Source organism: Streptomyces sp. NPDC007808 (assembly GCF_042868655.1).
Lineage (GTDB): Bacteria > Actinomycetota > Actinomycetes > Streptomycetales > Streptomycetaceae > Streptomyces.
Window position 1 is genome coordinate 459392 of the sequence record NZ_JBIAEQ010000008.1, and the last position, 23425, is coordinate 482816.

Genomic DNA, 23425 nt, shown 5'->3' on the forward strand with positions numbered 1-23425 from the left:
CAGGAGGTGCAAGTACATGAGAGGCGAGTTGGACAAGCGAACGGAGGCGTCTCAGCCGATGTCGAGCCTGGCGACCTTGCGGGCGCTGAGGTCGATCACGAAGGACCGGGCGTCGATCCAGGGCCCGTTCTTGACCTTCGGGAAGAGCCGCACGCACCGGTGGTCGCCGCACTTGTCGAGTACGGCGGGCTGGGCGCCCGCGACGGCCCGGTACACGGCGCCGTTGAGCAGCAGCTGGTCCGGCGAGGTGAGTTCCTTGCCGGTGGCGTCCTTGTAGTCCGCCTTCATGTCCGCGCCCAGCGGGTCGGCGATCAGCAGCTTCGCAGCCTCGGCGTACTCGGCACGGCTCAGCGGCGGCTGCACGCCACGCTCGGTGGTGGTCTGCTCCACCTTGCCGGTGTCGAGGTTGACGGTCCGGGTGACGAGCGCGTCGGCCTTGTAGTCGTAGAACGTCACCTCGGCCCGACGCGGTGCGTCAGCCCTGTCCGTCTCGTCGGCCTCCGCCTCCGCGAGGTCGACGCCGATGCGCTGCGGTCCGCGCTCCCCCTCGACGTTCTCGCCGGCGCTGCGCATCTGCGGGCTCGCGGCAAGCTCGGCGGCCCGTTCCATCTCGTCGTCGGTCAGCGGGTCGTTGCCCGTGCCCTTGTCCCCCTCGGTCGGGGCCTCTTCGACGACGCCGGGCGGCGCCGCGCCGGCTCCCTGCCCCTGGGCGGCCTGCTGGGCGGCCCGACCACTGGTGTTTCCGCCGTTGTCATCGGCCCCCGCCGTTCCCGGCAGGGTGATTCCGACCATCACGGCGGTTCCGGCCACCGCGATGGCCGTACCTGCCACCACCTTGCCCAGATGGCGGCGCATCATCTCGCGCACATCTTCCCCTTACTCCCCCAAACGTCCCCGGGAGTACCTGTTGGCCCCACACTGGTTCGGCATACCGCGTATGCACTGGTCGACCGGTAAGAGGGACGTAAGTCATGGGTGGTTGCCTCACTTTCGGGGAGACTCGACTTCAAGGCTCCCCCGACGGCGCGCTCGAACTGAAAGAGTCGTATCCATGCAGGTCTGGCCTGGAGAGGCATATCCACTCGGTGCCACGTACGACGGCGCCGGCACCAACTTCGCGGTCTTCACCGAGGCCGCGGACCGAGTAGAGCTGTGTCTGCTGCACGACGACGGCTCGGAGACGGCGGTGGAACTGCGGGAGAGCGACGCGTTCGTACGGCACGCGTACGTGCCGGGCGTCATGCCGGGACAGCGGTACGGGTTCCGGGTGCACGGCCCGTACGCCCCGGAGCGCGGCTTGCGCTGCAACTCGGCGAAGCTGCTGCTCGACCCGTACGCCAAGGCGGTCAGCGGCTCCATCCGCTGGGGCGAGGAGGTGTACGGCTACCACTTCGACGAACCCGAGCGGCGCAACGACCTGGACTCGGCGCCGCACACGATGTCCTCGGTCGTGGTCAATCCCTACTTCGACTGGGGTGACGACCGGCGGCCCCGTACGGACTACCACCACACGGTCATCTACGAGGCGCATGTGAAGGGCCTCACGATGCGGCATCCGGGGCTGCCCGAGGAGCTGCGCGGCACCTACGCCGCCCTCGCGCACCCGGCGGTCATCGAGCATCTCACCGAGCTGGGCGTGACCGCGCTGGAGCTGATGCCGGTCCACCAGTTCGTGAACGACCACCGGCTGGTCGACATGGGCCTGAACAACTACTGGGGCTACAACACGATCGGCTTCTTCGCCCCGCACAACGCGTACGCCTCCTGGGGCGACCGCGGCCAGCAGGTCCTGGAGTTCAAGTCGGCGGTGCGGGCGCTGCACGAGGCCGGCATCGAGGTCATCCTCGACGTGGTCTACAACCACACCGCCGAGGGCAACCACCTGGGCCCCACCCTGTCCTTCCGCGGCCTGGACAACCCGCAGTACTACCGCCTGACCGACGATCCGCGCTACTACATGGACACCACCGGGACCGGGAACTCGCTGCTCATGCGGTCCCCGCACGTGCTCCAGCTGATCATGGACTCGCTGCGCTACTGGGTCACCGAGATGCACGTCGACGGCTTCCGCTTCGACCTCGCGGCCACCCTGGCCCGGCAGTTCCACGAGGTGGACCGGCTGTCGTCGTTCTTCGACCTCGTCCAGCAGGACCCGGTGGTCTCCCAGGTGAAGCTGATCGCCGAGCCGTGGGACGTCGGCGAGGGCGGCTACCAGGTGGGCAACTTCCCGCCGCTGTGGACCGAGTGGAACGGCAAGTACCGCGACACCGTACGGGACCTGTGGCGCGGTGAGCCGCGCACGCTGGCGGAGTTCGCGTCCCGGCTGACGGGCTCGTCCGACCTGTACCAGGACGACGGGCGGCGCCCGCTGGCCTCGATCAACTTCGTGACCTGCCACGACGGGTTCACGCTGCACGACCTCGTCTCGTACAACGAGAAGCACAACCACGCCAACGGCGAGGACAACCGCGACGGCGAGAGCCACAACCGGTCCTGGAACTGCGGGGCGGAGGGCGAGACCGACGACCCGGCCGTCCTCGCGCTGCGCACCCGGCAGATGCGCAACTTCATCGCCACGCTGATGCTGTCCCAGGGCGTGCCGATGATCAGTCACGGCGACGAGTTCGCCCGCACGCAGCACGGCAACAACAACGCGTACTGCCAGGACAGTGAACTGGCCTGGGTGGAGTGGCCGCAGGACGAAGGGGGTGGGGGCGACGGCCCGGACGGCGATGCAGCCGGGTTGTCGCGTGAGCTGCTCGCCTTCACGCGCGCGATGGTCTGGCTGCGGCGGGACCACCCGGTCTTCCGCCGACGGCGCTTCTTCCACGGACGGCCGGTGCACGGCACCCACGACGACCTCTCGGACATCGCCTGGTTCACCCCGCAGGGCAAGGAGATGACCCAGCGGGACTGGGACCGGGCGCAGGCCTCGGCCCTGACGGTGTTCCTCAACGGCAACGCGATCTCGGAGCCCGGACCGCGCGGCGAGCGCATCAGCGACGACTCGTTCCTGCTGATGTTCAACGCCTCCCCCAAGACCCTCGATTTCGTCGTGCCGGTCAACCACGGCCGCCAGTGGCAGGTGGTCGTGGACACGGCCCGGGCGGACATGGTGCCGCCGGAGACGGGGGCGAAGGTGCAGGCCGGGGATCGGTTGACGCTGGTGGATCGGAGTCTGACGGTGTTGCAGCGGCCGGTGTAGGGAGGTTCGGGGCGTCGGGACGAGACCGGCTTGTCGCGTCGGCGGAGTCGGGACGGGACCGGAGCGTTGGGGCGAGGCCGTCGGGACGGGACCGGAGCGTCGTCCCGGCGGCGTCGGGACGGGACCGGAGCGTTGGGGCGAAGCCGTCGGGACGGGACCGGAGCGTCGGGCCACGGGCGTCGCGACGGGACGGCAGCGTCGTCCCGAATCCGTCCGAACGGAACCGGCTCGTCCCACCGCCCGCGTCCCGACGGCACTGCAGCGTCGCCCCCCACGCCCTCCCTCCCTCTCTCCCTCCCCTCCCGCACCATCCCCCGAATCCAGCCCCAGACTGAGGTCCACGTGGCGGCGCCGATGACACGAAGGGCGGCAGGACGGGTACGTAGCTCTCCATGACGCCTGAGCGACCCGACCCCACGCTGCCGACCGCCACCTACCGGCTGCAGCTGCAGCCCTCGTTCCCCTTCGCGTCCGCCGAGGCGGCCGTGCCGTACCTGGCCTCGCTCGGCGTGTCGCACCTGCACCTGTCCCCCGTCCTGGAGGCGGTCCCGGGGTCGGGGCACGGGTACGACGTCGTGGACCACGCGCGTGTGCGTGAGGAACTGGGCGGCGAGGAAGGGCTGCGCGCGCTGGCGCGCACCGCTCGTGAGCACGGCCTGGGTCTGGTCGTGGACCTCGTGCCGAACCACATGGCCATGGCCCCGCGTCACAACCGCGCCCTGTGGGAGGTGCTGCGCGAGGGGCCCAAGTCGCCGTACGCGCGCTGGTTCGACATCGACTGGGAGGCGCAGGGCGGTCGGGTGCTGCTGCCGGTGCTGGGGCATCCGCTCGGTGAGGAGCTCGGTCGCCTGGAGGTCGACGGCGATGTGCTGCGCTACTACGACCAGGTGTTCCCCTTGCGTGAGGGCACCGAGGACCTGCCGCTGCCGCAGCTGCTGGACGCCCAGTGGTACCGCCTCGCCTGGTGGCGGCTGGCCCGTACGGAGCTGAACTACCGGCGGTTCTTCAGCATCTCGGAGCTGATCGGAGTGCGCGTCGAGGACCCGGACGTGTTCGAGGCCACGCATGCCAAGATCCTCCAGCTGCTCCACGAGGGCGTCATCGACGGGTTGCGCATCGACCACCCGGACGGCCTCGCCGACCCCGACGCCTATCTCCAGCGCCTCCACGAGGCGACCGGCGGGCGCTGGACGGTCGTGGAGAAGATCCTGTCGGACGGGGAGCACCTGCCGGCCTCCTGGCCCGTCGCGGGCACCACCGGCTACGACGCCCTGCGGCACGTCGACGGCGTCTTCACCGACCCGGCCGGGTTCGGGGAACTCCTCGGCCAGTACCGGCGGTTCGCGGCCCCGCAGACGGACCGGGGCGGGGACTGGGAGGCGACGGTGCGGCGGGCGGCGTACAAGGTGCTCACGCACGAGCTGGCCGCGGAGACCGACCGGCTGACGCGGGTGGCGAGCCGGGTGTGCGCCGCGTCCCCGGAGCTGGCGCTGCGCGACCGGGCGCCCTGGGCGCTGCGCACCGCTCTGCAGGAGCTCCTCGTCCGGCTGGAGGTCTACCGGCCGTACGCCTCCGGTGACGCGTCCCTCGTGGTCACCGAGGAGGCCGCCGCCGAGGCCCGGCTCGCCTTCGCCGTGCCCGAGGAGGCCGGCGCCGTCGATGTCGTGCGCGACCTGGTGCTCGGGCGGGCCGGTGACGGGCCCGACCATGTGGAGTTCCGGACGCGGTTCGCGCAGACGGCGTCGGCGCTGCGGGCCAAGTCGGTGGAGGACACGGCGTTCTACCGCTATGTGCCGCTGCTCTCGGCGACCGAGGTGGGCGGGAACCCCGGGAGTCCCGCGGTCCCGCCGGACGAGTTCCACGCGTACTGCGCGCGCGTGCAGCGTGACTGGCCGGTGACCGGGACGGTCGCGTCGACGCACGACACCAAGCGCAGCGCCGATGTGCGGGCCGCGCTGGCCGTGCTCACCGAGTGCCCGCAGCGCTGGGCGGACGTCCTGGCGGAGGTGACCCGCGAGGGCGAGGGTGTGCCGGACGCGCAACTGGCGTGGGCCGCCTGGCAGACGGTGTTCGGGCTGGGCGAGGCGGACGTGGACCGGGTGCGGGATGCCCTGCTGAAGCATGTGCGCGAGGCCGGGCTGTACACCAGCTGGACGGAGCAGGAGCCGCCGTACGAGGAGGCGGTGGCGGCGTTCGTCGCGGCGGGGCCGTGCTCGGTCCCCGGGGAGCGTGTGGCCGCTCTCCGGAGCCGCCTGGCACCGCACATCAGGGCCAACGTGCTGGGCACGGCCCTGGCCCAGCTGACGATGCCGGGCGTCCCGGACGTGTATCAGGGCACCGAGGGCGAGTACCGGGCGCTGGTGGACCCGGACAACCGGCGGGCCGCGCGCTTCCCGCACGAGGATCCGGGCGAGAAGGGTGCCCTGACGGCGGCGGCGCTGCGGTTGCGCGGGCGGCGCCCCGAGGTGTTCGGCGACTCGGCGTCGTACGCGCCCTTGACCGCCGAGGGGCCGGCGGCCGCCCACTGTCTGGCCTTCGTTCGCTCCGGGGAGGTGGTGACCGCCGTGACGCGCCTGTCGCTGCGGCTGGCCGAGGCGGGCGGCTGGCGCGACACGACGCTGCCGCTGCCTCCGGGACGGTGGGCCGACGTACTCGATCCGGGGCGGGAGTTCTCCGGACACGCGCGCGTGGAGGAGTTGTTCGCGCGGCTGCCGGTGGCGTTGCTGGAGCGGGTCGTGGAGGAGTCGCCGTAGGGGTCGCCGCCCACCGCCTCCGGGCGGCCAGGGCGGCTCGTCCGCCGTGCTGCGCGCCTCCTCACCCGCGGCCGACGTCCTCACCCGCCGCCCTCCACCGGCCCGTCCGCAACGCCCGCGGGCACGTACGGCCCCGCCGCGCGCCCTGACTCGGCGTAGGCGCCCGGCTCTGGCCGCGCGCGCTCCAGGAGCGCATGCCGTGCGGTCGGCGCCTGGTGACCAGGGGCAGCGCTCTCCTCGGACGTACGCCTCGCTGCTCGCTCCCTCACCGGATGTCCACCCTCGTCACACGGCGGGACGGTCCCGGCGCTCCCCTGAGGCCGGCGGCATCCGCCTCCCCGCGGTCAATGCTTCTGGGCGCCCCCTCCGGGCGCCCCTCGAACTCCTTGACACCTCAACGAGAGCGTGGGGTACTGCGGATTGCGAAGCCGGGCGGACGGACGTGACGGGGGTGAGTCTCCTGCCGGAGCTGCGCTACCTCACCCTTGCCGAACTCGTCGTGGCCGCCCGGGCGCTGGCCGCGCACCGACCCGGCCTGTGCACTCTGAGACAAGTCGGGGCCTCCCGGGCCGGCAGGCCACTCCACCTGCTGTCCATAGGCCGCGCCCGACGGGCCGTCCTGGTGGTGGCGGGAGCGCACGCGAACGAGCCGACCGGGGGCTCCACGCTCCTCGCGGTCGCCGAACGCGTCCTGCACGAACCGGAGTTACGGGCCGACATCTCCTGGCACTTCCTGTTGTGCGCCGATCCCGACGGAGCATGCCTGCACGTCACCCCGGCGCCCCGCAGCCTGTACGACTACCACCTCGGCTTCTTCCGGCCCGCCGCCCAGGAGCAGCCGGAGTGGGCACCGGCGGCACTGCCGAGCGACCGGTTGCCGCCCGAGACGCGCGCACTGACCCGCGTCATCGACGAGGTGCGTCCCTACCTTCAGGTGACCCTGCACGGCACCGATCTGGGCGGCAGCTGGGTGCAGCTGACGAAGGACGTGCCGGGACTGGCCGAGCCGTTCGCGAAGTCGGCGGCGGAGTTGCACATCCCGGTGGAGACCGGGGCGTCGGACGCGGCGGGCTGGCCGGCATCGGGGCCCGGTGTGCATGTGATGCCGGCGCCGGGCGCGGGCGCGGCGTACCCGAGCATGCCGGACGACGCGCGCAGCAGCACCTGGTACCACGTGCATCGCTACGGTGGTCTGACCGCGGTCGTCGAGGTGCCGATGTGGGCGAGCGACCTGGTGGACGATCCGGCGCCGCATCCGGCGCCGGACCGGGCGCTGCGGCGGCTGGCGGTCCGGCTGCGGCGGGACGCGCGGGAGGTCGAGCGGGTGCTCGGCGAGGCGCTCCCTCGCCTGGACGGCTTCGACGGGCCCCTGTTGCGGGCGGCGAAATGGGCGCTGGAGCTGGTCCCGGGGCTCGCCGCCGACTGGATGCACACGCCTCCGGCCGACGGCACCATGGCGTACGTCGGGAGCGTGGACGCCTTCGGGCGACGGCTGCCACTGCGCGCCGCGGCGATGCTGCTGCGCGTCCTGCGGGAGGCCGACGACAGCGCGGCGCCACGGCTTGAGCACCTCGTGGCGACCTGGAGCGATGCCTTCGCCGAGCGTTTCCGGGCCCGCTGGGTGCCGTTGGAGCACCAGATCGAGCACCAGTCCCGGACGGTCCTGGCTGCGGCGCTGCACGCGCGTGACCGTTCCGCGTGACGCGCTCCGGCCACGCGCGCGCAGTGCCGCAGGTCGTCGGTGTCAGCCGTCCACGGCGAACACGGCGCCCGTGCGGGCCGCCATCCCGCACCCGTTGGAGAACGTCTCGTGGTATTCGATCGGGTGTCCGTTCCATTCCCCGCGCGCGTGGGCGGTGACCGGCGCGTAGATCATCGGGCAGAAGGCGTCCTTGCGCTCCAGCCGGCGGATGTCGCCGCCGACCTTGTCGAGGTCCGCGCAGGCTTCGGCCGCCTTCCGATGGCCTTGCGGCGGGTCGCAGAGCAGCAGCCGGCCGGGCGTCTCGGCGTGGCGGCCCTCTCCTTGGGCGACCGATACGAAGAGCCAGTTGCCGGTGTCGTGGTTCTGGGCCGCCGCCTGGGGCGGGGCCGTACCGAGAGCGAGGGCGGTGGCGGCCGCGGCGAGCAGACCGCCTCGTAGCGCTGCGATGTGTCGGGGCGTTCCCGATGCGGAGGTGATGCGTTGCGTCATTCCCGATGCATCGGCACGGCGGCCCCGGCATTCCAGCCCGACTCACCCGAACGGGAGCACGCGGGCGCGTACCGCCCGGCGAGTTCGAACGTGGCGAGCACGACCCGCGACTGGTACTCCACCTGGCGTGCGACGGGGATCCAGCGTGCCCCACAGCCGTCGCGGTAGTCCTCGCACCACTCGTCGAGGAGCCGGTCCAGTTCCGGCAGCACCCCGGCCGGGTCCCGCCCGGCGCCCGTGACGAGCTGGTGCAGCAGTCCGGCCGTGCGCAGGGCCAGGCGGCGCCCGGCGATGCGCAGGGCGGCCAGGTGGGCGGTGCTGAGCGGGGGAAGGGGACGGGTTCCGACGAGGACCGGGACGTCGGGGTCCCAGGTGTCGGCGAGCCCGGGGCAGACCAGTAAATAGTCGTCGACCGGGGCGAGCAGCCGGGCCGTCTCCGACTCGGCGGGGAGGTGCGGACGCAGGCGCTCCAGCAGCCGGTTCAGGACCCGGGCGTCGTGGCGCAGGGTGTGGCTCACCCTGCGCAGGACCGTTTCCTCATCGGCGTGCGCGGCACCGTCCTCCACCGCGGGCACGCCCCACATGGGGGCTTCGACGACCGCCGTGACGGTGCCGTGCCGGTGCGGGTGGAACCAGGTCGACTCGACGGCCGCCTCGGTGATGGCGGCGGCCAGATCGCCCCGGCGCGGGATCGGGATCCGGTAGACGGCGGGTCCCAGTTCCGGCCAGTACAGGGTGTCGTACGGGCCGAGTTCGCGCGGTATGCCCAGGCGGGCGGCGGCGTGTGCCACGCGCCGGGCGAGGCCGGGCAGGTCGTGGGTCAGCTCGACGAAGCCGCCGCCGACGTCGACGCCGTGCAGGGAGCACTGAAGGAAGGGCCGCAGTTCGTCCTGCAGTTCGAGCAGGGCGCGGGTCTCCGGCAAGGTGACGGCGTCGGCGCCGTCGGGCAGCCATTCGGGCTGTTCCAGAAAGCCGGGCCGGAAGAAGTTCCGGAAGTAGCCGCCGAGCGCGTAGGGCCCGTGCAGCCAGCCCTCGTTGCGGCGCAGGCCGTCGGGGTCCAGGCACAGCAGCAGGTTCCAGGTGGCGTCGGCGCCCTCGTGCAGGCGCGGGTCGGCCAGGACGCGTTCGGCCAGCCGCAGCACGGTGGCACCGCCGACCGGTTCGTTGGCGTGCGGGCCCGCCACCACGAGGGCCTGGCGGCTGCCGTGCCCGACGGACAGCAGCCACAGGGGGGTGCCGGCGCGGGACGTCCCCACGCGGCGCAGCCGCGCGTCACGGGGTCGGCGGGCGACGAGCGCGGCCGCGCGGGCGCCCAGCTCGTCGACGGTCGGGTAGCGGAGGAGTGGCGGCAGGGCACACCTCCACAATGTGGTGCCGTCGATTCACCTGGTGTGCATGGTGTACGCACAGTCAGTCACGACTTGACGGGTACGTCAACACCGCAGAGGGTCAAAGGGATGTGACCCGGCGCCTCGGGTAAAGCCAAGGCCTGGAGCCGAGGTTCGGCTCAGTGCGCGGCGAGGCGGAACGACATCCGGCCGAAGCCGACCTGGTCGCCCTCGCGTACCACGACGGCGCCGACGACCCGCCGTCCGTTCACCGTGGTGCCGTTGGTGGAGCCCAGGTCGCGCAGCACCCACAGGCCGGCCTGATGGCTCAGTTCGGCGTGCACCCGGGACACCGTCTCGTGGGTCAGTCGCAGCCCGTTGGCGGGGTCCCGGCCGATACGCAGCGGATGACCGGTCCCCGGGTGGGGCAGCAGCAGTTTGGGCAGCCGCTCGGCCTGCCATGCCCGGCGCAGCCGTACGGTGAAGCCGGAGATCGCTTCGACGGTGCCGAACACCACGCGCGACATGCGGCTCTCGACGGGCAGGTCGGCGGTGAGCACCGCGAGCTCGTCGACGCGGCGGGCGGCCAGGGCGAGTTCCATACGCCGCACGAACGTGTCGTGCGACAGCCGGCCCATGGCGACGCCGTCACGGAGCACCTTCAGCGCCTTGTCGCGCTCCGCGTCGGAGAGCCGCGCGGGGTACGTGTTGAACTCGAAGGACGACGTCACGGTGCTGATTGTCGGTCAGTGAACCCGAGCTGTCCAGAAAACGGGGAAACGGCCGCCACGCGCGCGTGAGGGGCGGACGAGCCACGACACCCGCCGCGAAAGGGAGGATTCAAAAGCGGATCGATCTCGTTTGGAGCACCATGGACGCGCTACATCACGGTGAGCAGACGAAGGGGAACCGTCCGTGCAGTTCGAGGTGTGGGCACCGCAGGCCGGCCGTGTGACGCTGCATTGCGAGGGCGTCACGCGCGCGTTGGAGCGCGATCCGGATCGCGCCGGATGGTGGTGGGGGGAGGCAGAGGCGAGGGACGGGACGCGGTACGGCTTCTCGCTGGACGACGGACCCGTACGGCCCGACCCGCGCTCCCGCCGGCAGCCGGACGGACCGGACGGGCTGAGCGCGGTCGTGGACCACGGACGGTACGCGTGGCGGAGCGAATGGGTCGGGCGACCGCTGCCGGGCGCGGTGCTGTACGAGCTGCATGTGGGCACGTACACGCGCGAGGGCACGCTGGACGCGGCCGCCGAGCGGCTCGGACATCTCGTGGAACTGGGCGTGACCCATGTCGAGTTGATGCCGCTGACCCCCTTCCCCGGCCGGCACGGCTGGGGCTACGAGGGGGTCTCGCTGTGGGCCGTGCACGAGCCGTACGGCGGCCCGGAGGCGCTGAAACGCTTTGTCGACCGGGCGCACGAGCTGGGCCTGGGCGTGATCCTCGACGTGGTGCACAACCACTTCGGCCCGTCCGGCAACCACCTGCCCGCCTTCGGTCCCTATCTCACGGACACGCATCACACGCCCTGGGGTTCCGCCGTCAACCTGGACGCGCCGGGCTCGGACGAGGTGCGCACGTACCTCGTGGAGAGCGCGCTGGCCTGGCTGCGGGACTACCGGCTGGACGGGCTGCGCCTGGACGCGGTGCACGCGCTGGTGGACACGCGCGCGTGCCACTTCCTGGAGGAACTGTCGACGGCCGTCGACGCCTTCTCCGCCGACGTCGGCCGACCGCTGTTCCTGATCGCCGAGTCCGATCTCAACGACCCTCGCCTGATCACCTCGCGCGACGAGGGCGGCCTGGGGCTGCACGCCCAGTGGAACGACGACTTCCACCATGCCCTGCACACGGCGCTGACCGGGGAGTCGCAGGGCTACTACGCCGACTTCGCCCGCGCCCCCATGGCAGCCCTCGCCAAGACTCTGACCGGCGGCTACTTCCACGACGGCACGTACTCCAGCTTCCGGGGCCGCAGCCACGGGCGCCCCTTGGACCGTACGCGCGTGGCGGGGCACCGTCTCCTCGGCTACAGCCAGACCCACGACCAGGTGGGCAACCGGGCCCAGGGCGACCGGCTCGCGGCCGCCCTCCTGCCCGGCTCCCCCGGCCTGCTGGCCTGCGCGGCCACCCTCACGCTGACCGCGCCGTTCACGCCGATGCTGTTCATGGGCGAGGAGTGGGCGGCGGGCACGCCCTGGCAGTTCTTCACCGACCACACCGATCCGGAGCTCGCCGAGGCGGTACGCAGGGGCAGGCGCCGTGAGTTCGCGGCGCACGGCTGGGCGGAGGAGGACGTGCCCGACCCGCAGGACCCGGCGACCAGGGAACGCTCCTGCCTGGACTGGTCCGAGCTCGAAAGGGAGCCCCACGCGCGCGTGCTGGCCTGGTACCGGCTCCTTCTCGCCCTGCGTCACGAGCATCCCGACCTGACGGATCCCGACCTGGCCGACACCAAGGTGGCCTACGACGAGCGCGGACGGTGGCTCGCCTTCCGGCGCGGTGACGTACGCGTGGCCGTGAACCTGTCCAAGGAGCCCGCCGCGATCCCGCTGGGGCCCCGGCAGGCCACCGTACTGGCCGCCTGGGAGCCCGTGGAGGCACCGGGCGCGGACGGGGTGCTGCATGTGCCCGGGGAGTCGGGCGTGGTGCTGCTGCAGGGGTGAGCCGCCCACCGGAGGGAGTTCGACCGTCGAAACAGCCCTAGGGGGTTTCGTCGTCCCGGAACTCCGTCACCCGCTCCAGCAGGATCGCCTCCCACGCGTGCCGGAGCTGTGCCCGCAGCAGCGGGAGTGGTGTCCCGCCCTCGCCGTCGAGACGGTCGGCGAGGCGAAGGACCGCGTCGCAGCGGGCCAGCCAGAGGCCGCGCAGGCAGGGGCGGGCGCCGTAGCCGGCGAGGGTGGCGGCGCGGACCGCGGCCGGGGAGCCGACGGCGAGCGCGAGGCCGGCGATGTCCTCGGCGGGGTCGCCGAGGACGCTGTCGGCCCAGCCGAGGACACCGCGCACCCGGCCGTCGGCGCTGACGACGAGGTGGTCCCCGGTGAGGGCGTGGTGGACGAGGATCGCGGCGCCGGGCTGGGCGGCGAGCTGTACGGCGGCCTGCTGGGTCAGCTGGCGCAGGCGGGTGGCGTCGAACTCGTCGGCGGCGGTGAGGCGCCCGGCGGCGTTCTCGGCGGCCCGGCGCAGGGTGTCGAGGGAGCGCGGGGCGGCGCGGGGCACGCCCAGCATCTCGGCCTGCCGTACCGGCACCTCGCGCAGCCCGGTGAGCAGTCCGGCCAGGTCGGCCTCGCCGACGGCGGAGACGTCCTGCTCCCCGCCGGACCCGCCGGGCACCTTGGTGTCCAGCGTGTAGGTGAGGCCGGGCGCCCACTCCCCGTGCGCGACGCTCGTCGGGACGGCGACCGGGACGTACGGGCGGACGAGATCGCGCAGGCGCAGTTCGCGGCGCTGGCGGGCGGCGGCCTCGCGGTGGGGGGCGAGGCGCAGCACATGGCGGGTGCCGACCAGCCAGGTGGCGGGTTCGGCGCCCGGCGCGGCGGGGCGGACCTCGGGTCCGGCCGAGTGGGACGCGCCCTCCTTGAGCAGGGAACGAACCAGTCGGCGGACGGTGTCCGCGGTGGGTGTCGGTGCCTGGGTCATGGTCGCGCCGTTGTCGCTCGGGGGTCTACGGGGGCTCCTTGCGCCGGGATCGGTCGCCGGGTCAGTCCACTATGACCATCTCCCGGGTCGTGTCGTTGAGCCGTCGGCCACCGTCCTCGGTGACGGTCACGATGTCCTCGATGCGCACTCCGAAACGGCCGGGCAGGTAGATGCCGGGCTCCACGGAGAAGCACATGCCGGGCACCAGGGGCTGCTCCTCGCCCTCGATCATGTACGGCGGCTCGTGCGTGGTGACGCCGATGCCGTGCCCGGTGCGGTGGATGAAGTACTCGCCGTACCCGGCGTCCGTGATGACCGCGCGGGCGGCCCGGTCGACGTCCTGGCAGGCGACGCCGGGCCGTACCGCCCGGTAGCCGGCCTCCTGGGCCTGGCGCACGAGGTCGTGGACCCGGCGTTCCTCGTCGGTGGGTTCCCCGACGTGCACCGTGCGGGAGGTGTCGGAGCCGTAGCCGTCCTTCAGGCCGCCGAAGTCGAGGACGACCATGTCACCGCGTTCGATCACGCGGTCGCCGACCTCGTGGTGCGGATCGGCACCGTTGGGGCCGGAGGCGACGATGGTGAAGTCGACCTGGGAGTGGCCGAACCGGCGCAGCAGGTCGGCCAGGTCGGCGGCGACCTGCGATTCGCGCCGGCCGCCGAAGGGAACCTTCCGGATCTCCTCGAACGCCGCGTCGGCAGCCGCTCCCGCCGCCGCCAGCAGCTCCAGTTCGGCGGCGTCCTTGACGGCCCGCAGCATCGGCAGGGCGTCGGTGAGGGAGGCGTAGGAGGTGCGGGGCAGCGCCTTCTGCAGGGCCAGCAGGTGCATGGCCCAGGCGTTGTCGCTGATGCCGAACCGGCCGCTCGCGTCGAGGAGGTCGGCGGTGGTGGCGTAGGGGTCCTGGCCGTCGGTCCAGTCGCGCAGGGTCAGACCTGGGGCGCCGGTGGCCTTGGCGGCGTCGGGGGCCTCCAGGGCGGGCACGACGAGGACGGGGTCCTGGCCGGGGACGAGGACCAGCAGGGTGAGGCGTTCGGTCTCGGCGGGGGGCGCGTAACCGGTGAGCCATACGAGGTCCGGGCCCGGTGCCACGAGGAGGCCGGCCAGTCCGGCGTCCGCGGCCGTCCGTGCGGCACGTTCCATACGGGCCCCGTAGTCGTCGGCGGTGAAGGGCGCGGGTGCGGTGCCGGTCATCCGGGCCTCCCTGGGCGCTGATAAGGACTACGGGCAGCATCCTGCCCGGACGGAGGGGGCGGCGCGAGCCGGTCGACGGGTCTTTCGGGTGGCAGACCTCGTACGGCGTCAGCTCTCCAGGGCCATGCGGACACCGAGGAGCAGCATCACGCCGCCGGAGACCTGTTCCAGGCGCCTGCGCACGCCCGCGCGGGACAGCACGTTCTTCATCCGGCCGACGAACCACACGTACAGGCCGTAGTAGCCGACCTCGTAGACCGCCCAGAGCGCGGCGAGGCCGACCATGGTGGGCAGGTGTGGGGCTCCCTCCGGCACGAACTGCGGGAGGAAGGACATGGCGAAGACGGCGGCCTTGGGATTGGCCAGGTTCAGCAGCAGCCCGCCGCGGTAGGAGGCCCAGCCGCTCTTGTGGGTGCCCTCCCGGGCGACGTCGTCCGAGCCCCCGTCCCGCTTGGCGCGGCGCGCCTGGCGCAGTGCCTGGACGCCGAAGCCGACGAGCACGACCGCGCCGACGAACCGCATCACGTCGTAGGCCACCTGGGATGCGGTCAGCAGGGCGGTCAGGCCGAAGGCGGCGAGGACGCCCCAGACGAAGACGCCGGTCTCGTTGCCCAGCACGGTCAGGAATCCGGAGCGCCTGCTGTGCAGTGACTGCTTGATGATCAGCACGGTGCTGGGGCCGGGGGAGGCGGCGACGAGGGTGCAGGCCCCCAGGAAGGCGAGGAGAGTGGTCGGCATGGGGTCATGGTGACCCTGCCCGCCGAACGTGACCAGTGTTTTTCGCCGGCTCGTCGTGCGCGGGGGCGCGGCTCAGACGACGACGCCCGGGACCACCGTCAGCTGCTGGTAGCCGCCGCTGCGGTGGCGCACGGTCAGCACGGCCCGGCGGCCCGGACGGGCCTCGGCGACCGCTCGCGCGAGGTCCGCGGCCGTGTCGATGCGGGTCCTGCCGAACGCGAGGATCACGTCGCCTCGGATCAGGCCGGCCGCGTAGCCGGGGCCGGGGACGTGGACGCCGACGAGTCGGGCGCCGGGCTTCTCGTCGTCCACGGCCTCCACGCCGAGGGTCGCGACGGCGGGCGCCGGTGCCGGGGGTGGCGAGGTCGGGGAGCCGGTTGGTGCCGAGGCGGTCGGGCTCACGGGGACCGTGGGCCCGGTCTGCCGCTGCAGCTCGGCGAGCCGGCTCATTCCGATCAAGGTCGCCCCTGCGGTGCCGAGTCCGATCCCGGACAGGAGCAGGACCAGGCCGAGGAGCAGGGCCGCGAGGACGGCGGTGAGCCGTCGGCAGCGCCGGCGGGGCACGGTGTGCGGGCGGGGTGCGCCGGGGCCGGCGCCGGTGTCGTCGTCGGGCCGCTGACCTGGCAGCTGACCTGGCATGGGCTTGGGTCGCAACGCAGTCTGTTCCATCCGATCGCCTCCGGCTGGTGACTACCCTGCGCAGCGGTGCGCAACGAGCCACGATCGAGTGAGACTGACCGGCGCGGTCCGGTGCGCGGCCCTCGGCTGCGTGACCGGTACCGCGAGCGTGCGGCCTCGGACGCCCCGGGGCACCTCGATGGCCGCCCGGCGGGGCAGCCGGGTCAGGCCGTGCCGGAACCCGCGGCCGCCGTTCGCGGCGCGCGGGTGGCTGGGCGAGGAGACCGCCGCGCGGGTGCGAGGGCTCAGCGGAGGGCAGGTACGGCGGGCGGGCGGTCCGGCAGGAAGCCGTGGGCCCGGCGGGCCAGGTACGGGGCCTTGTAGCGGTCGACCTCCCGGTGCCAGTTCAGGATGCCGGACAACCAGTTCTGAAGGTCGGTGACGTAGTTCCCCATGATCTCCCGGGCCTCGTCCGAGAGCCCGAAGTCCTCGTACATGATGGGCAGTTCATGCGCTGCCACGTGCTCGAACTGCTGCATGCGCTGGGTCATCAGGTCGTGGACCACACGCAGGGCGGTCGGGTAGTCGATGCCGAAGAAGTTCTGCACGACGAGGATGGCGTTGTGGATCTCCCCCTCGTACTCGATCTCCTTCTGGTACGAGAAGACGTCGTTGAGGAGGCAGGCGTAGTCGATGGCGGCGTTCTCCAGGGAGCGCACCGGGCCGCTGCGGTACACCTCCGGCGGGACGGCGGGGCCGTGGCCCATCCGGCACAGGCTCAGGGTGAGGTCGGAGCCGAAGGTGGCGCGGCGCATCTCCAGGTAGTCGACCGGGTCGGGGATGCGGTTCTGGAGTTGGTTGGACAGCTCCCACACCCAGCTCTCCGTCATGGTGTCGACCGCGTCCTTCAGGAAGCGCCGGTGCTCCTGGGACATGGCCGCCGTGGTGCGCGCCCACAGGTCGGCGAGTCCGCGTTCCATGGCGTTGACCGGGACGACGGCCTCCTCGCCGGTGAGGGGCATGCAGGCCGAGAGGCGCTGTGTGGTCAGCCGGGCGGCGGCCAGGTCGCGGCGGTGGCCGTAGACGAGCGGGTAGTAGTCGTCGCCGTAGGTGCCCCAGGCCAGCCACTGCGAGCTGAGGTCGAGTTCCTCGGGTGTGGCGTCCGGGTCGAGGCCGGCCGCGCACAGCGGGAGGTCGTAGGCGGCGAGCTTGTCCTCGTCCCAGACGCACTCCTGGAGGATGCCCATGCGGTGCGACCATTCGGTCAGACGGCCGCGGGCCTCGTTCAGATGCGGGCTGAGTTCCACCTGGAAGGGCATGTGGAACTCGGGCAGGATCGACGGGCCCACCTTCTGGAACGGCACATGCGTATAGGCGCGCAGCCGTTCGGCACCGGCCGCCGCAAGCAGGGCGCCGACATCGGCCGCGGAGGTGCCGGGGCCGGTCAGGGCCCGCCAGGGCGCGGTGGGTTCGGCTCGGCCGTTCATGTACCGGCTGGAGCGCATGTGCCACTCGTGGCCGCCGGACTGCCAGTCCTGCAGCCCCTGGGTGTAGGCCGCGACGGCGGCGACCTCCTGGGGGGTCAGCCCCTTCTCCAGTGCGACGGCCGGGACTTCCGTGAGCGCGGTGTGCTCGAACTGGTGGAGGCGGGAGGTGAGGACGTCGTTGACGGTGTCGGCGGCTTCCTGGGTGGTGCAGCCGAAGAAGGTCTCCAGAACCAGCACGCCGTTGCTGAGTTCGCCTTCGTCCTCGACCTCGCGCTGGTAGGAGAACAGGTCGTTGCGCAGGTGCACGGCGTCCGAGAACGTCTCCATCAGAACCCTGAGCGGCCTGGACTCGGCGACCGAGGCGGGCACTTCGGCCGTGGCGTACTCCACGAGCCCGGACGACCAGGGGGCGCCGCCCACCTTGCGGCGCATCTCGATGTACTCGACGGGGTTGGCGATGCGCCCCTCGTTGATGTTGGACAGCTCCCACAGCGACTCGTTGAGGAGGTGCTCGGTGGCGACGGCGAAGCGACGGCGCCAGTCGACCGACATCGAGGGCACCGTGCGCGTCCACAGGTCGGCCAGGCCCGCCTCGACCGGGTTCTGCGGTTCCGGCATCGGAGTCGACAGGTCCATCGGCATGAACAGGGGCAGCCTGTCCAGGTGGGCCCTGCCGCCGACGCGGTCCTGGGTGCGCTTGAAGAGCTCCAGGAAGTGGTCGTCGAAGAAGAAGACCCACACGTACCAGTCGGTGATGAGGGAGAGGGCGGGGCCGTCGCAGTCGGGGTGGGTGTAGGCGCACAGCAGTCCGTAGTCGTGCGCGTCCAGGTCGGCCTGCTCCCAGACCCCGGACCCCTCCAGCATGCCCATCTCGCGCGCCCACGCGGCCGAATGGGCGCGTGCCTCGTCGACGTGAGGGTTCAGCCGCGCGGGATACGGCATGTAGAAGTGCGGGAGTTCGAAGGGCTGCTGCGTCATGGCCGGGCCCTACCCCCGGCCCTCGACGGGCATCCACGGCCCGGGACATGATCACACCATCGCGTGAATCACCGGTGAACCCGGGAGTTCCCAACGGGCCTTGTGGCGTTCCTGCCCCGCGCACGCGGACTTTCCGCACGCGAACCTTTCGAGCTCCGCCCGAGCGGGGCTCGCCTGCACACCCGCCCGGCACACGTCAATCTGTCGGTCCGCACCGAAGTACGCCACCTTGGTCGCATGACCTCCTTCTCGCTTCCGCACGAGGTGCACGGTGAGGGCGCCCACAAGGTGTTCGCCGTGCACGGCTGGTTCGCCGACCGGTCCGCGTACGCCGCCGTCCTCCCCGACCTCGACCGTACGGACTTCACCTACGTCCTCGTCGATCTGCGCGGCTACGGCGGCGCCAAGGACGCGGCCGGTGCCTGCACCACCGCCGAAGCCGCTCTCGACCTGGTGGAGCTGGCCGACCGGCTCGGCTGGGGGCGGTTCTCGGTGGTCGGGCACTCCATGGGCGGTGCCGTCGGGCAGCGCCTCCTCGCGGTCGCCCCGCACCGGCTGCGCAGGCTGGTCGGGGTGTCACCGGTGCCGGCGTCGGGGCTGGCGCTGCCGCCGGAGCAGTGGGAGCTGTTCGCGGACGCCGCGCACAAGCCGGAGAACCGGCGCGCCATCATCGACGTCACCACGGGTGGCCGCCGCCCCGCCGCCTGGCTCGACCGCATGGTCGCCCGTTCGCTCGCGGTCAGCGACCAGAAGGCGTTCCGAGCCTGGTTGGACTCATGGGCCACGGAGGACTTCCACGGCCGGGTCGAGGGCTCCCCGGTACCCGCGCTCGCCGTCGCCGGCGCCTTGGACCCCGCTCTCTCGGCCGATCTGCTGCGCCACACATGGATGACCTGGTACCCCCGGGCCGAGCTGTGTGAACTGCCCGCCGCGGGCCACTACGCGATGGACGAGACACCGCTGGAGCTGATCCGGGTGATCGAGGACTTCCTGCGCGCGGACGACGCGGCCGGCGCCGGGGGCGAGCAGTGAGCGTCCACGACGCTCCCGCGGTCCCCGACGTCTTCGACCCCCGGCGTTACGCCAGCGGCGTGCCCTACGACGCCTATCGCGTCCTGCGCGACCACCACCCCGTGGCCCGGCAGGAGGAGCCCGAGGTGCTGGGATGGCCGGGCGGGCCGGGGTTCTGGGCGGTCACCCGGCACGCGGATGTGGTGCGGGTGCTCAAGGACTCCACCACGTACTCCTCGTACCTCGGCGCGACCCAGATCCGCGACCCGGACCCGGACGACCTGCGGTTCATCCGGCGCATGATGCTCAACCAGGACCCGCCGGACCACGGCCGGTCGAGACGGCTGATCAGCCGGGCCTTCACTCCCGGCCGGGTCGAGCGCTTCGCCCGGATCGCGCAGCGGCGGGCGCGTTCGCTCCTCGCCCGAGCCGTGGACACCGCTCGCGCCACGGACGGCACCGTCGACCTGGTCACCGCCGTGACCGACGACTACGCCCTGCTCAACCTGGCCGACCTGCTGGGCGTGCCGGAGGCCGACCGCGGACTGCTGCTGCACTGGACGCAGCGGGTCATCGGCTACCAGGACCCCGACGAGGCGGGCTCCCCCGTACTCGACGCGCTGGGCAGGCCCGTCAATCCTCGTTCACCCGCGATGCTGCGGGACATGTTCGACTACGCGCGCCAACTGGCCGCGCACAAGAAGCGGTTCCCCGGCGACGACGTCATGACCGTCCTCGCGCACTCCCGTTCGCCAGCTTCGTCCGAACCGGGCCGCACCCCGGCCGCCGAACTCGGCGGCCCCGAGCTGGAGATGTTCTTCTTCCTGCTCACGGTCGCGGGCAACGACACCGTCCGCAGCGCCGCGCCGGGTGGCCTGCTGGCCCTGGCCGAGCGTCCGCAGGTGTACGCGCGGCTGCGCGCCGGGGAAATGGAACTCGACCCGGCGGTGGAGGAGTTGCTGCGCTGGCATCCGCCGGCCCTCACCTTCCGCCGCACCGCCGCGTACGACACCGTGCTGGCGGGCCGGCGGATCCGCGCCGGGGACAAGGTCGTCGTCTTCCACGCCTCCGCCAATCGCGACGAGCGTGTCTTCGCCGCCCCGGACCGGCTGGACCCGTCCCGCAGCCCGAATCCGCATGTCTCCTTCGGGGACGGCCCGCACGTCTGCCTGGGCGCCCACTTCGCCCGGCTGCAGCTGGGCGTCCTCTACCGGGAGGTTCTGCGGGCGCTGCCGGTCCTGCGGCTCGCCGGGTCTCCCGAGCGGTTGGTGTCGAACTTCATCAACGGTCTGAAGTCGCTGCCCGTGCGGCTGATGTGACGTAGGGGCGGGTGTGTGCGGTCGTCACGTCCGCACCTGGATCAGGGCATGCGTCCCGCCGGTCCGCCATTTCTGCCCCTCCGCCTCGACCAGTGCCGCCTCCGTGCCCGCGTCCAGTCCGGTGATCACATCGGACTTCAGGGTGCGCAGGGCGGCGACCGGGCCCGGGAAATAGGCGGTGACCTCGGCGAACGGCGTGGTCGGCGGCCAGCGCCGGTCACCGACGAGGCGGCGGTAGTTGAGGTCGCCCTTGACGACGGTCAGGGTGGCGGAGGCGATGTCCTCGCGCAGGTCGTCGGGCATCGCCGCGAACGGCAGCGGGGCGCTGGAGAAGGGATGGGCGCGGACGGTGAGACGGCCGTCGGTCATGGCCGACCACAGGACACGGCCGTATGTCGCGGCGGCCCCCTGAGCCGCCGTCAGCCGACGCAGGGCGTCGAGGACGTCGGCGTGCGTGGCGTCGGAGACGTAGTAGGGGTACGGCTTGACGTGCAGGATCGCTCGTCCGACGCGCCCCTGGGCGAGGAGACGCGCGATGAGGAGAAGGTCGGGGACGAGTTCGCGGCCCGCGTTGTCGGCGATCAGGCACAGGGTGGCCGCGCCCGAGGGCGGGAGCAGGGACCACAGGGACGCGCTGTCGTCGGCGACCAGCGGCGGGCTGTCCGAGGAGGTCGCGCCGTGCGTGGCCGACAACCGGAAGCCGAGGTCCGCGCGGTTGCCCCACAGGGAGCCGTGCAGCAGCGCCCGGTCCTGCTCGTCGGCCGGGCGGCCGTCCAGAGCGTCGAGGGCGGCCAGTTCCCGATCCGTCTCCGGGGCGTCGAGTTCGGCCAGCTTGGCGGGCCGGAAGGGGTCGATGCCCTGCCAGGGACCGGCGGTGAAGTAGCCGACGGCCTGGAGGAGTCGGCGGTAGAAGTAGCTCTCCGACCACAGCCACGGTACGTCGAACCAGGACCGGCCGGTGTGGGCGTCGGCGCCCCAGGCCTGCCAGCGGTCATGGTCGTGCGCGTCGGCGGGGAGCGGTTCGATGACGCCCTCGGCGCAGCTCGCGAGCAGTGCGTCCAGCGCGCGCTGCTGCTCGGGGCCGTAGGGGAAGGACTCCCGTACCTGCCGGATGATCGCGGGATGGCGTTCGGCGAGGACGCCGTGCGGGAACGAGCCGGGCTCGTCGCCGAGGAGTACGGGCGCGATCGGGGTGTGGGGCCTGTCGGGCATACGGCTCACGGTATCGCGGGCGTCACACGGCCGATCTCGCGCTCCAGCTGTGTCGCGAGCGCGAGGTAGCGCGGTCGGCGGGGTACCGGGACCAGGCCGCGGATCGTGATGTGCCACATCTCGGCCACTCTGCGGGGCTGGCGTGCGACGGGTTCGAGGGAGCGGCCCACGACGCGGGTGCCGACGAAGAAGCAGACCAGGGAGTGGGCTGCGGCCTCGATGTCGACGTCGGGATGGATGTCGGACTCCTTGGCGGCGCCCAGGAGTTTGCGGGTGGTGAGGTCCAGGAGTTCGAGGTAGGGGTGCCGCAGGGGCGGTCGTATCGCCACTCCCCCGATGGCCAGGCGCAGACCGGCCCGGGGGATCGGGCCCTCGACGGAGAGACGGGTGATGCCGAACGTCGTGCGTATCAGGCTCTCCAGGCAGGAGTGGCCCTTGACGTCCATCTCGCTCGCCACCTGCCGCGACGCCCTGGCCTGCAGTTCCATGATGGCCTGGGCGAGGTCCTCCTTGGCCGCGAAGTGGAAGTACAGGGCACCCTTGGTCACTTGGGCCTGCTCGACTATGTCGCTGAGGCTGGTGCACTCATAGCCCTGGCGGTCGAACAGTTCGGCGGCGGCTGTGAGGATCGTGGTGCGGGTCTGTTCGGCGCGTAACTGCCTCACCATCGGCTGGACACTCCTGGGGGACTGAAAAGAACGGGTCATGCCGTTTGTTTTTTACTCCCTGTACACGATAACTCACTCCCCTCCGGTTCCGACGACACACTCGAAGACCGTCGATCCCCCTTGTCGTCCCACGACTTGGGTCTCGGTGCCACGCGCTCCCGGCCTGTCGGCCGCCTCGATCCAGGTGGGCCGGTCGAGTTCGGCGTACTGGTGGAAGAAGGAACGGAACGAGACAGGTGCCCGGCGGTCGTGCGGGCCGCGGGCCCGTATCGCCTGGCGCACCGCCTCCAGGAGGAGCATGCCGGGCACGTGGTCGAGCGGATGGTCGAAGAAAACAGCGTGGGCGGTATCGACACGCAACTGCCAGCGGTCGGTTCGGCCGGTCGGGGCGAGGACGACGTCCGCGGGCAGGGCGCGGTCGACCGCGGCGGGCGGCAGTCCGGGCGGCACGGGCAGCGCGGCCACCGTGTCCGCGGTACGGCCGCCGCGCAGCCGGCGGTACACGGCCGCGCTCGTCCAGGTGGTGACTATGCGCGCGGTCGCCACGCGCTCTCCGTCGAGCCGTATGTCGGCGTCGTAGCCGAACCCGGCCAGGCGGCCGCCGCGATGTTCGAAGTCGGAGACGGTGATGTGCAGGACGGCTTCGGCGGGGGCGGCGCCGACGGCCAGTCGTTCGGGACGGGTGGTCAGGGACAGTTCCTTGAGCACGAACCGATGGTCGAGCGGGACGCCGTACGCGGTGTGGGCGAGCAGTGCGCCGCACTGGCGGACCGTCTCCGCGACGAGCAGCGGTTCGTAGGCCGACCGGTCCGGCGACACGTGTAACTGATGAGCGCGCGGCCACTGGGCGAAGACCGTGTACCGGTCGGTGCCGTCGCGGGCTGCCCCCACGAGCAGGGTTTCGGCCACCGAGGCGCGATGCACCAACTGGCGCGGTACGGTGGCGGTCAGGTCTTCCACCCCGGTCGCAGGGTCGGCCAGCAGGGCCGTGGCGAGCTGCTGCGAGTGAGGCATGTCCCCCTCCTTGGGTCCCCCGTGTGTGCGTTGACAGACGGCGAGGTTCCCGTGCCGCGAGCGATAGAGTA

The 23425-nt window shown here is 72.2% G+C and carries 18 protein-coding genes; 6 read left to right on the forward strand and 12 right to left on the reverse strand.

From position 1 onward, the window contains the following. Positions 1-51 precede the first annotated feature (51 nt). On the reverse strand, positions 52-867 hold the full coding sequence (locus ACFYNL_RS30390) for a Tat pathway signal sequence domain protein (RefSeq protein ID WP_388808749.1): 816 nt from the start codon (positions 865-867) through the stop codon (positions 52-54). Between the two features lie 184 nt (positions 868-1051). Between ACFYNL_RS30390 and glgX the strand changes: the two genes are divergently transcribed. The 3 genes from glgX to ACFYNL_RS30405 all read left to right on the forward strand — a co-directional run bounded on the left by glgX (position 1052) and on the right by ACFYNL_RS30405 (position 7660). Continuing rightward, positions 1052-3205: a glycogen debranching protein GlgX gene (gene glgX, locus ACFYNL_RS30395; RefSeq protein WP_388808752.1), complete on the forward strand. Its 2154-nt coding sequence runs from the start codon at positions 1052-1054 to the stop codon at positions 3203-3205. A gap of 392 nt (positions 3206-3597) precedes the next feature. After that, the gene (gene treY / locus ACFYNL_RS30400) at positions 3598-5958 is read left to right on the forward strand and encodes a malto-oligosyltrehalose synthase (protein WP_388808754.1); all 2361 of its coding nucleotides are present in this window, start codon (positions 3598-3600) and stop codon (positions 5956-5958) included. Positions 5959-6409: 451 nt separating this feature from the next. Then, on the forward strand, positions 6410-7660 hold the full coding sequence (locus tag ACFYNL_RS30405) for a M14 family zinc carboxypeptidase (RefSeq protein ID WP_388808757.1): 1251 nt from the start codon (positions 6410-6412) through the stop codon (positions 7658-7660). A gap of 42 nt (positions 7661-7702) precedes the next feature. On the opposite strand, the gene ACFYNL_RS30410 is transcribed toward ACFYNL_RS30405, so the two are convergent. The 3 genes from ACFYNL_RS30410 to ACFYNL_RS30420 form a co-directional block, all read right to left on the reverse strand. After that, a complete protein-coding gene (locus ACFYNL_RS30410) occupies positions 7703-8149 on the reverse strand; it encodes an SSI family serine proteinase inhibitor (protein ID WP_388808760.1) in 447 nt (148 codons plus the stop codon). Then, positions 8146-9516 carry a M14 family zinc carboxypeptidase gene (locus ACFYNL_RS30415; protein WP_388808762.1) on the reverse strand — a complete coding sequence of 457 codons (1371 nt, stop codon included), beginning with the start codon at positions 9514-9516 and terminating at the stop codon, positions 8146-8148. Before ACFYNL_RS30415 ends, ACFYNL_RS30410 begins: the two co-directional genes overlap by 4 nt. A 140-nt stretch (positions 9517-9656) precedes the next feature. Then, positions 9657-10208, reverse strand: coding sequence for an FHA domain-containing protein (locus ACFYNL_RS30420; RefSeq protein WP_388808765.1), 552 nt, complete (start codon positions 10206-10208; stop codon positions 9657-9659). Positions 10209-10392: 184 nt separating this feature from the next. Here ACFYNL_RS30420 and treZ point away from each other — a divergent pair, with 184 nt between their 5' ends. Continuing rightward, on the forward strand, positions 10393-12147 hold the full coding sequence (gene treZ, locus ACFYNL_RS30425) for a malto-oligosyltrehalose trehalohydrolase (protein WP_388808767.1): 1755 nt from the start codon (positions 10393-10395) through the stop codon (positions 12145-12147). A 37-nt stretch (positions 12148-12184) separates the two neighbouring features. Here the strand turns inward: treZ and ACFYNL_RS30430 are convergent, their stop codons facing one another. From ACFYNL_RS30430 to cyc2, 5 genes are all read right to left on the reverse strand, one after another. Continuing rightward, positions 12185-13120, reverse strand: a complete 936-nt coding sequence (locus ACFYNL_RS30430; RefSeq protein ID WP_388808770.1) for an aminoglycoside phosphotransferase family protein — start codon at positions 13118-13120, stop codon at positions 12185-12187. 61 nt (positions 13121-13181) lie between these two features. Next, the gene (locus ACFYNL_RS30435; protein WP_388808773.1) at positions 13182-14309 is read right to left on the reverse strand and encodes an aminopeptidase P family protein; all 1128 of its coding nucleotides are present in this window, start codon (positions 14307-14309) and stop codon (positions 13182-13184) included. A 108-nt stretch (positions 14310-14417) separates the two neighbouring features. Continuing rightward, the gene (locus ACFYNL_RS30440) at positions 14418-15047 is read right to left on the reverse strand and encodes a LysE family translocator (protein WP_388808776.1); all 630 of its coding nucleotides are present in this window, start codon (positions 15045-15047) and stop codon (positions 14418-14420) included. A gap of 72 nt (positions 15048-15119) precedes the next feature. After that, positions 15120-15716, reverse strand: coding sequence for a PDZ domain-containing protein (locus ACFYNL_RS30445; protein ID WP_388808779.1), 597 nt, complete (start codon positions 15714-15716; stop codon positions 15120-15122). Positions 15717-15970: 254 nt separating this feature from the next. Next, positions 15971-18130, reverse strand: a complete 2160-nt coding sequence (cyc2, locus tag ACFYNL_RS30450; protein WP_388808781.1) for a germacradienol/geosmin synthase Cyc2 — start codon at positions 18128-18130, stop codon at positions 15971-15973. A gap of 237 nt (positions 18131-18367) precedes the next feature. Between cyc2 and ACFYNL_RS30455 the strand changes: the two genes are divergently transcribed. Continuing rightward, entirely contained in the window at positions 18368-19162 is a 795-nt protein-coding gene (locus ACFYNL_RS30455; protein ID WP_388808784.1) for an alpha/beta fold hydrolase, read from the forward strand. Further along, the gene (locus ACFYNL_RS30460; RefSeq protein ID WP_388808786.1) at positions 19159-20460 is read left to right on the forward strand and encodes a cytochrome P450; all 1302 of its coding nucleotides are present in this window, start codon (positions 19159-19161) and stop codon (positions 20458-20460) included. The genes ACFYNL_RS30455 and ACFYNL_RS30460 overlap by 4 nt, the downstream gene beginning before the upstream one ends. A 24-nt stretch (positions 20461-20484) precedes the next feature. On the opposite strand, the gene ACFYNL_RS30465 is transcribed toward ACFYNL_RS30460, so the two are convergent. The 3 genes from ACFYNL_RS30465 to ACFYNL_RS30475 form a co-directional block, all read right to left on the reverse strand. Then, complete coding sequence (locus tag ACFYNL_RS30465) at positions 20485-21672, reverse strand: damage-control phosphatase ARMT1 family protein (protein WP_388808789.1); 1188 nt, start codon at positions 21670-21672, stop codon at positions 20485-20487. Between the two features lie 5 nt (positions 21673-21677). Next, positions 21678-22340: a ScbR family autoregulator-binding transcription factor gene (locus tag ACFYNL_RS30470; RefSeq protein WP_388808792.1), complete on the reverse strand. Its 663-nt coding sequence runs from the start codon at positions 22338-22340 to the stop codon at positions 21678-21680. A 72-nt stretch (positions 22341-22412) separates the two neighbouring features. Further along, complete coding sequence (locus tag ACFYNL_RS30475) at positions 22413-23354, reverse strand: ScbA/BarX family gamma-butyrolactone biosynthesis protein (RefSeq protein ID WP_388808793.1); 942 nt, start codon at positions 23352-23354, stop codon at positions 22413-22415. Positions 23355-23425 lie beyond the last annotated feature (71 nt).

Bases quoted from the DNA above. Each gene is read 5' to 3' on its own strand.
- ACFYNL_RS30435 (WP_388808773.1), bottom strand. From the start codon at position 14,309: ATGACCGGCACCGCACCCGCGCCCTTCACCGCCGACGACTACGGGGCC.
- ACFYNL_RS30430 (WP_388808770.1), bottom strand. From the start codon at position 13,120: ATGACCCAGGCACCGACACCCACCGCGGACACCGTCCGCCGACTGGTT.
- ACFYNL_RS30445 (WP_388808779.1), bottom strand. From the start codon at position 15,716: ATGGAACAGACTGCGTTGCGACCCAAGCCCATGCCAGGTCAGCTGCCA.
- ACFYNL_RS30475 (WP_388808793.1), bottom strand. From the start codon at position 23,354: ATGCCTCACTCGCAGCAGCTCGCCACGGCCCTGCTGGCCGACCCTGCG.
- cyc2 (WP_388808781.1), bottom strand. From the start codon at position 18,130: ATGACGCAGCAGCCCTTCGAACTCCCGCACTTCTACATGCCGTATCCC.
- ACFYNL_RS30455 (WP_388808784.1), top strand. From the start codon at position 18,368: ATGACCTCCTTCTCGCTTCCGCACGAGGTGCACGGTGAGGGCGCCCAC.
- glgX (WP_388808752.1), top strand. From the start codon at position 1,052: ATGCAGGTCTGGCCTGGAGAGGCATATCCACTCGGTGCCACGTACGAC.
- ACFYNL_RS30440 (WP_388808776.1), bottom strand. From the start codon at position 15,047: ATGCCGACCACTCTCCTCGCCTTCCTGGGGGCCTGCACCCTCGTCGCC.
- ACFYNL_RS30465 (WP_388808789.1), bottom strand. From the start codon at position 21,672: ATGCCCGACAGGCCCCACACCCCGATCGCGCCCGTACTCCTCGGCGAC.
- treY (WP_388808754.1), top strand. From the start codon at position 3,598: ATGACGCCTGAGCGACCCGACCCCACGCTGCCGACCGCCACCTACCGG.
- ACFYNL_RS30410 (WP_388808760.1), bottom strand. From the start codon at position 8,149: ATGACGCAACGCATCACCTCCGCATCGGGAACGCCCCGACACATCGCA.
- ACFYNL_RS30470 (WP_388808792.1), bottom strand. From the start codon at position 22,340: ATGGTGAGGCAGTTACGCGCCGAACAGACCCGCACCACGATCCTCACA.